Raw genomic sequence first — 5,448 nt, forward strand, 5'->3', positions numbered from 1 at the left:
CACCTCCCCCGACCCTTCCGCCGCCTGCTCCGAGAACCCCGCGGCTGCTGAGCCGTTGCCGCCGTCCGTGGTGCTGAGCGCCGAGCAGATCCAGGGGCTGCTGCCCCACCGCTATCCCTTTGCCCTGGTGGATCGGGTGATCCTCCACGAGCCGGGCAAGCGGGCCGTGGCCATCAAGAACGTGACCGTCAACGAACCCCACTTCCAGGGGCATTTCCCCGGTCGGCCCCTGATGCCCGGGGTGCTGATCGTGGAGGCGATGGCCCAGGTGGGCGGCCTGATCGTGACCCAGATGCCCGACCTGCCCAAGGGCCTGTTCGTGTTTGCCGGCATCGATGGCGTGCGCTTTCGCCGCCCGGTGGTGCCCGGCGATCAGCTCGTGATCACCTGCACTCTGCTCAGCCTCAAGCGCCGGCGCTTCGGCAAAGTGGCCGCCGAAGCCCTCGTGGATGGTGAGCTGGCCTGTTCCGGTGAATTGATGTTCTCTCTGGTGGACTGATGGCCACCACGATCCATCCCACCGCCGTGGTCGACCCGCGCGCCGAGCTGGCCGCCGGTGTCGCGGTGGGTCCCTATGCGGTGATCGGGCCCCAGGTGCGCCTCGGCCCGGACTGCAGCATCGGCCCCCATGTGGTGCTCGATGGCCGGGTGCGCATGGGCCGCGGCAACCGCATCTTCCCCGGGGCCTGCATCGGCCTGGAACCCCAGGATCTCAAGTACACCGGCGATCCCACCGAGGTGGTGATCGGCGATGACAACACGATCCGCGAGTACGTGACCATCAACCGTGCCACCACCCACAGCCAGCAGACCCGCATCGGCGATGGCAACCTGCTGATGGCCTACAGCCATCTGGGCCACAACTGTGCCCTGGGCGATCGGATCGTGATCGCCAACGGCGTGGCCGTGGCCGGCCATGTGGTGATCGGCGATCGGGCCGTGATCGGCGGGGTGCTGGGCATCCACCAGTTCGTGCAGATCGGCAGCCTGGCGATGGTGGGGGGGATGAGCCGGATCGAGCGCGACGTGCCGCCCTTCACCCTGGTGGAAGGCCACCCCTCGCGGGTGCGGGCTCTCAACACGATCGGCCTGCGCCGCAGCGGGCTCACCGAGCTGGATGGGGGCCTGCAGTTCGCCGATCTCAAGCGCTGCTGGTCCCTGCTCTACCGGCAGGAGCTGACCCTCGCCAAGGCGCTGGATCAGCTGCGGGCCACTCCGCTCACGGCTGCCGCAGAAACGCTAGTGGCCTTTCTGGAGTCCTCGCTCCAGCCAGGGCGTCGCGGTCCGATCCCCGGAGCCCGCTGATGCTGCGACTGCTGGTCAGCACCGGTGAGGTGTCCGGCGATCTGCAGGGGGCGCTGCTGGTGCAGGCGCTCTATGAGGAGGCGAGTCGGCGCGGGCTGGAGCTGCAGGTGGTGGCCCTCGGTGGCGACCGCATGGCCCGGGCCGGTGCCGAACTGCTGGCCGACACCACCCGCATGGGCGCCATTGGCCTGCTGGAGGTGATGCCCTTCGTGCTGCCCACCCTGCGGCTGCAGCGCCGCCTCAAGCGCTGGTTTCGCCAGGCCCCGCCGGACGGGGTGGTGCTGATCGACTACATGGGCCCCAACGTGAACCTGGGCCTGCGGCTGAAGCGGCGCTTTCCGGGGGTGCCGGTGACGTACTACATCGCTCCCCAGGAGTGGGCCTTCAAATTCGGATCCGAAGGCCGCACCAACCTGATCCGCTTCACCAACCAGATCCTGGCCATCTTCCAGGAGGAGGCCCGTTACTACGGCTGCCGGGGCGCCAACGTCACCTATGTCGGCCACCCCCTGGTGGACACCGTGGAGGAATCCCCCAGCCGCAGTGAGGCCAGAGCCCTGCTGGGTCTGGTCAATGAGGCACCGGTGCTGCTGCTGATGCCCGCCTCCCGGCGCCAGGAGCTGCGCTACATGCTCCCCTACATCGTGGCGGCCGCCGCCGAGCTGCAGCGCTGCCAGCCGGAGCTGCAGGTGGTGGTGCCCGCTGGGCTCTCGGGTTTCGAGGCCCACCTCAGCCGCCAGCTCGATCAGGCCGGGGTGAAGGCCCTGGTGATTCCTGCCGCCGATGCCGACCGGCTCAAGCCGGCCCTCTGCGCGGCCGCCGACCTGGCCCTGGCCAAGTCGGGCACGGTGAATCTGGAACTGGCCCTGCGGGGGGTGCCCCAGGTGGTGGTGTACCGGGTGAGCGGGCTCACGGCCTTCGTGGCGCGACGCATCCTGCGCTTCAGCGTGCCCCACATCTCGCCGGTGAACCTGGTGCTGGGGGAGCGGCTGGTGCCGGAGCTGCTGCAGGCCGACCTCACCGCCGAGGCGATCGTGCGGGCTGCCCGGCCCCTGCTGCAGCCGGACAGCGGCGCCCATGGGTCGATGCTGGAGGGCTATGCCAGGTTGCGGGCGGTGCTGGGCGAACCTGGCGTCACCCGCCGAGCCGCCGCCGCCATCCTCGATCTGGTGCTGGAGACCCCATGAGCCCGCCATCGCCTCGCCACGCCAGCTCTCGGTCGCCAGTTCCCTGGCCGCTGAGCTGCAGCGCGCGGCGCCTCCTGGGCGCGCTGCTGGCCCTGCTTCTGCTGCTGGGGGTGGTGTTCACGCCCCGGCCGGCCCTGGCGTCCGAACCGCAGCAGGCGGTGCTGGCAGGGGGCTGCTTCTGGTGTCTGGAGCACGATCTCGAAGGCTTGAACGGGGTGTTGGAGGTGGTGAGCGGCTACAGCGGCGGTGACCTCGCCAATCCCACCTACGCCCAGGTGTCCGCCGGGGGAACGGGCCACCAGGAAGCCGTGCAGGTGCGCTTCGATCCCGCGCTGATCAGCTACCCCACCCTGCTGCGGGCCTACTGGCGCAACGTGGATCCCCTCGATGGGGCGGGGCAGTTCTGCGATCGCGGCGACTCCTACCGGCCGGTGATCTTCACCTCCGGCGGCGATCAGCAGGCCCAGGCCGAAGCAAGCCAGGAGTCAGCCGCCCAGGCCCTGACTGTGGAGGTCTCGGCGCTGCAGGTGGCGATCAGACCGCTGCAGCGGTTCTGGCCGGCGGAGGCGTACCACCAGAACTACGCCGATCAGAACGGCACCAGCTACGGCTACTACCGCTGGGCCTGTGGCCGCGACCGGCGGCTGCGGGCGGTGTGGGGGGACCAGGCGCGAGCGGCCGATCCGTGGTGAGCAAGGCCGCCGCCGCAAGGGGGCCTTGCAAAAGAAAAGACAAAGATTGCCTGGTTGTCGAGTGTTCTCTGCGTCACCTTGACGGCCGGTTTCCCTGCCGGGGCGGTTCAGAAGCGGCCCAATCCGCTTAGGCTGGAGGAACTGACGGGCAGAGTTTTGTATGTATCTGCTGACCATTCGCGAAGGCTTGCAGACCCGCCATATCGGTCCCTATGCCAGCCCCAAGCAGGCTGCTGACGACCTCGACCGCCTGCTGCCCTACTGCAGCAACCGGGCCCGCTGGCTGATCCATGCCCTCGAAGCCCCGGCTGAGGCCAGGGCCGACTGTGCCGGCCCGGCGGGCCCGATTGCCGCTTAGCCAGCAACGGTGTGAGCACCCGCGGCCCGAGCCTCGGCGGCCCGGGCCTCAGCTGCCCGGGCCTCAGCTGCCGCTGCTGGCTCCGCGGCAGACCCACTCCACCAGGGTGCGCACCCCGTAACCGGTGGCGCCAGCGGGGTCCAGCCCCCGGCCCTTGTCGCTCCAGACGGTGCCGGCGATGTCCAGGTGGGCCCAGGGCAGCCCCTTGGTCACGAAGTCCTGCAGGAACAGGGCAGCGGTGATCGAGCCCCCCGGGCGGGGGCCGGTGTTCTTGAGATCGGCCACGCCACTCTTGAGACCCTTCTTGTAGGAAACGCGCAGGGGCATGCGCCACAGGGCCTCACCGCCCGCCGCGCCCGCCGTCAGCAGGGCCTCGGCCAACCCATCGCTGTTGGACCACAGCCCGGCCATCTCGTCGCCCAGGGCGATCACACAGGCGCCGGTGAGGGTGGCTAGATCCACCACGGCATCGGGCTCCAGGCCGCAGGCGTAGTCGAGGGCGTCGGCCAGGGTGAGGCGCCCTTCCGCATCGGTGTTGTTGATCTCGATCGTCCTGCCCTTGGACGTCGTCACGACGTCGCCGGGATGGACGGCACCGCCGCTGATCATGTTTTCGCAGCTGGCCACGATCACATGCACCTCCACGCCGGCGGGCTGCAGCTGACCGATCGCCCGTGCCGCCCCCAGCACGGCCGCGCTGCCGCCCATGTCGTACTTCATCATCTCAATCTGGGAGCCACCGGTCTTGAGGTTGTAGCCGCCGGAATCGAAGGTGAGCCCCTTGCCCACCAGAACCACCCGGCGCTGGGCGCCTCCCTGGGGGGTGTAGGTGAGGTGGATGAACTTGGGGGGCAGATCCGAGCCCTGGGCCACCGCCAGGAAGGCCCCCATGCCGGCCGCCTCGCAGTCGCCCCGCTCCAGCACCTTGAGGCTGAGGCCATGGTTCTGGGCGATCGAGGCTGCTGTGTCCGCCAGGTGCTGGGGCGTGGCCACGTTGGGCGGAGCCGCCACGAGCTGGCGGGCCAGCTCAACCCCGGCGCAGGTGGCCTCCACCCGCGCCAGGCCGTTGCTGGCTTCGGCCGGCAGACCGATCAGATCGATCCGCTGTGGCAGGGGCCGGGCCTTGGGCTCGCCCTTGAAGCGCTGGTCCTCATAGAGGCTGAGGCGCACCGCGATGGCCATCGCCGCCGCCGCCTCAGCTGGATCCAGGCCGGCCAGCGGCAAGGCCAGGCCCAGCTGCTCACTGCCGCTGGCCAGGGCGCAGCGGGCCGCGGCGGCCGCCGCCTCCTGCAGGCTGGAGAGTGCGTAGCTCGGCGCTTCGCCGAGCCCCACCAGGATCACGCTGGTGGGCTCCTGGCCCAGGCGTTGCAGGCTGAGGCACTCGCCGGGTTTGGCCTTGAAGCGCCGCTGCCGTAACCACGGCTCAAGCTCAGCGCCGAGGGCTTCGGCCAGGGCGGGATCGAGGGGCTCGAAGCCGCCCTCGTGGCTGGGGCCGGAGGAGCCTTCCGGGCCGTTCTGGGGGCTGGCAAACAGGCCGATGGCCACCGTGTCACACGCCCCCAGTGAGCTGCTCAGCGACGCGGGGATGCAGCGGAACTCCATGGACTGCCCTTAGGGGACGCGATCGTAGCCAGCGTCAGGTGCCGGCCTCGGCCGTGAACGGTGTGGCCCAGCGGCCGCGGGTCTCTTTGTTGAAGGGGGGCTGCCAGCGGCGGATCAGCGCCTGCTCCAGGGCTCGCCGGGGCCGGATCGCCTGGGGCACATCCAGCCAGAAGCGGATGCTGAGGCGGCTGGGCAGACCCGTGTGGCTGAGGGCTTCGCCGTAGGCCTCCAGATAGCTCTTGCAGTCGTGGGTGCCTTTCCAGCGCCGGCTGGCCTCGCCGGTTTCGCCCACATAGAGCAGCAG

6 protein-coding genes and 1 pseudogene are annotated in these 5,448 nt (G+C 70.0%); 5 read left to right on the forward strand and 2 right to left on the reverse strand.

The window, feature by feature from the left end; translation table 11 throughout:
• The first annotated feature begins 55 nt into the window (after nt 1-55).
• The 5 genes from fabZ (at nt 56) to IQ216_RS11375 (ending at nt 3,542) form a co-directional block, all read left to right on the forward strand.
• Nucleotides 56-499: a 3-hydroxyacyl-ACP dehydratase FabZ gene (gene fabZ, locus IQ216_RS11355; protein ID WP_193815547.1), complete on the forward strand. Its 444-nt coding sequence runs from the start codon at nt 56-58 to the stop codon at nt 497-499.
• Entirely contained in the window at nt 499-1,305 is an 807-nt protein-coding gene (lpxA, locus tag IQ216_RS11360; RefSeq protein WP_193815548.1) for an acyl-ACP--UDP-N-acetylglucosamine O-acyltransferase, read from the forward strand. The genes fabZ and lpxA overlap by 1 nt, the downstream gene beginning before the upstream one ends.
• Nucleotides 1,305-2,492 carry a lipid-A-disaccharide synthase gene (gene lpxB, locus IQ216_RS11365; RefSeq protein WP_186698930.1) on the forward strand — a complete coding sequence of 396 codons (1,188 nt, stop codon included), beginning with the start codon at nt 1,305-1,307 and terminating at the stop codon, nt 2,490-2,492. The genes lpxA and lpxB overlap by 1 nt, the downstream gene beginning before the upstream one ends.
• Nucleotides 2,489-3,184: a peptide-methionine (S)-S-oxide reductase MsrA gene (gene msrA, locus IQ216_RS11370; protein ID WP_193815549.1), complete on the forward strand. Its 696-nt coding sequence runs from the start codon at nt 2,489-2,491 to the stop codon at nt 3,182-3,184. Before lpxB ends, msrA begins: the two co-directional genes overlap by 4 nt.
• 160 nt (nt 3,185-3,344) lie before the next feature.
• Nucleotides 3,345-3,542: a hypothetical protein gene (locus tag IQ216_RS11375; RefSeq protein ID WP_186698934.1), complete on the forward strand. Its 198-nt coding sequence runs from the start codon at nt 3,345-3,347 to the stop codon at nt 3,540-3,542.
• A 63-nt stretch (nt 3,543-3,605) separates the two neighbouring features.
• On the opposite strand, the gene IQ216_RS11380 is transcribed toward IQ216_RS11375, so the two are convergent.
• Nucleotides 3,606-5,144 (reverse strand): leucyl aminopeptidase, encoded by a 1,539-nt coding sequence (locus tag IQ216_RS11380; protein WP_193815550.1) that lies wholly within the window; start codon nt 5,142-5,144, stop codon nt 3,606-3,608.
• A gap of 34 nt (nt 5,145-5,178) precedes the next feature.
• Nucleotides 5,179-5,448 (reverse strand): annotated as a pseudogene (locus IQ216_RS11385) (GIY-YIG nuclease family protein); the annotation flags it as partial.

The organism is Cyanobium sp. LEGE 06143 (assembly GCF_015207535.1).
In the GTDB taxonomy this organism is placed as follows: Bacteria; Cyanobacteriota; Cyanobacteriia; order PCC-6307; family Cyanobiaceae; genus NIES-981.

Excerpts from the sequence above, each read along its gene's own strand:
- IQ216_RS11375 (WP_186698934.1), top strand. The coding sequence starts at position 3,345 with ATGTATCTGCTGACCATTCGCGAAGGCTTGCAGACCCGCCATATCGGT.
- lpxB (WP_186698930.1), top strand. The coding sequence starts at position 1,305 with ATGCTGCGACTGCTGGTCAGCACCGGTGAGGTGTCCGGCGATCTGCAG.
- msrA (WP_193815549.1), top strand. The coding sequence starts at position 2,489 with ATGAGCCCGCCATCGCCTCGCCACGCCAGCTCTCGGTCGCCAGTTCCC.
- lpxA (WP_193815548.1), top strand. The coding sequence starts at position 499 with ATGGCCACCACGATCCATCCCACCGCCGTGGTCGACCCGCGCGCCGAG.
- IQ216_RS11380 (WP_193815550.1), bottom strand. The coding sequence starts at position 5,144 with ATGGAGTTCCGCTGCATCCCCGCGTCGCTGAGCAGCTCACTGGGGGCG.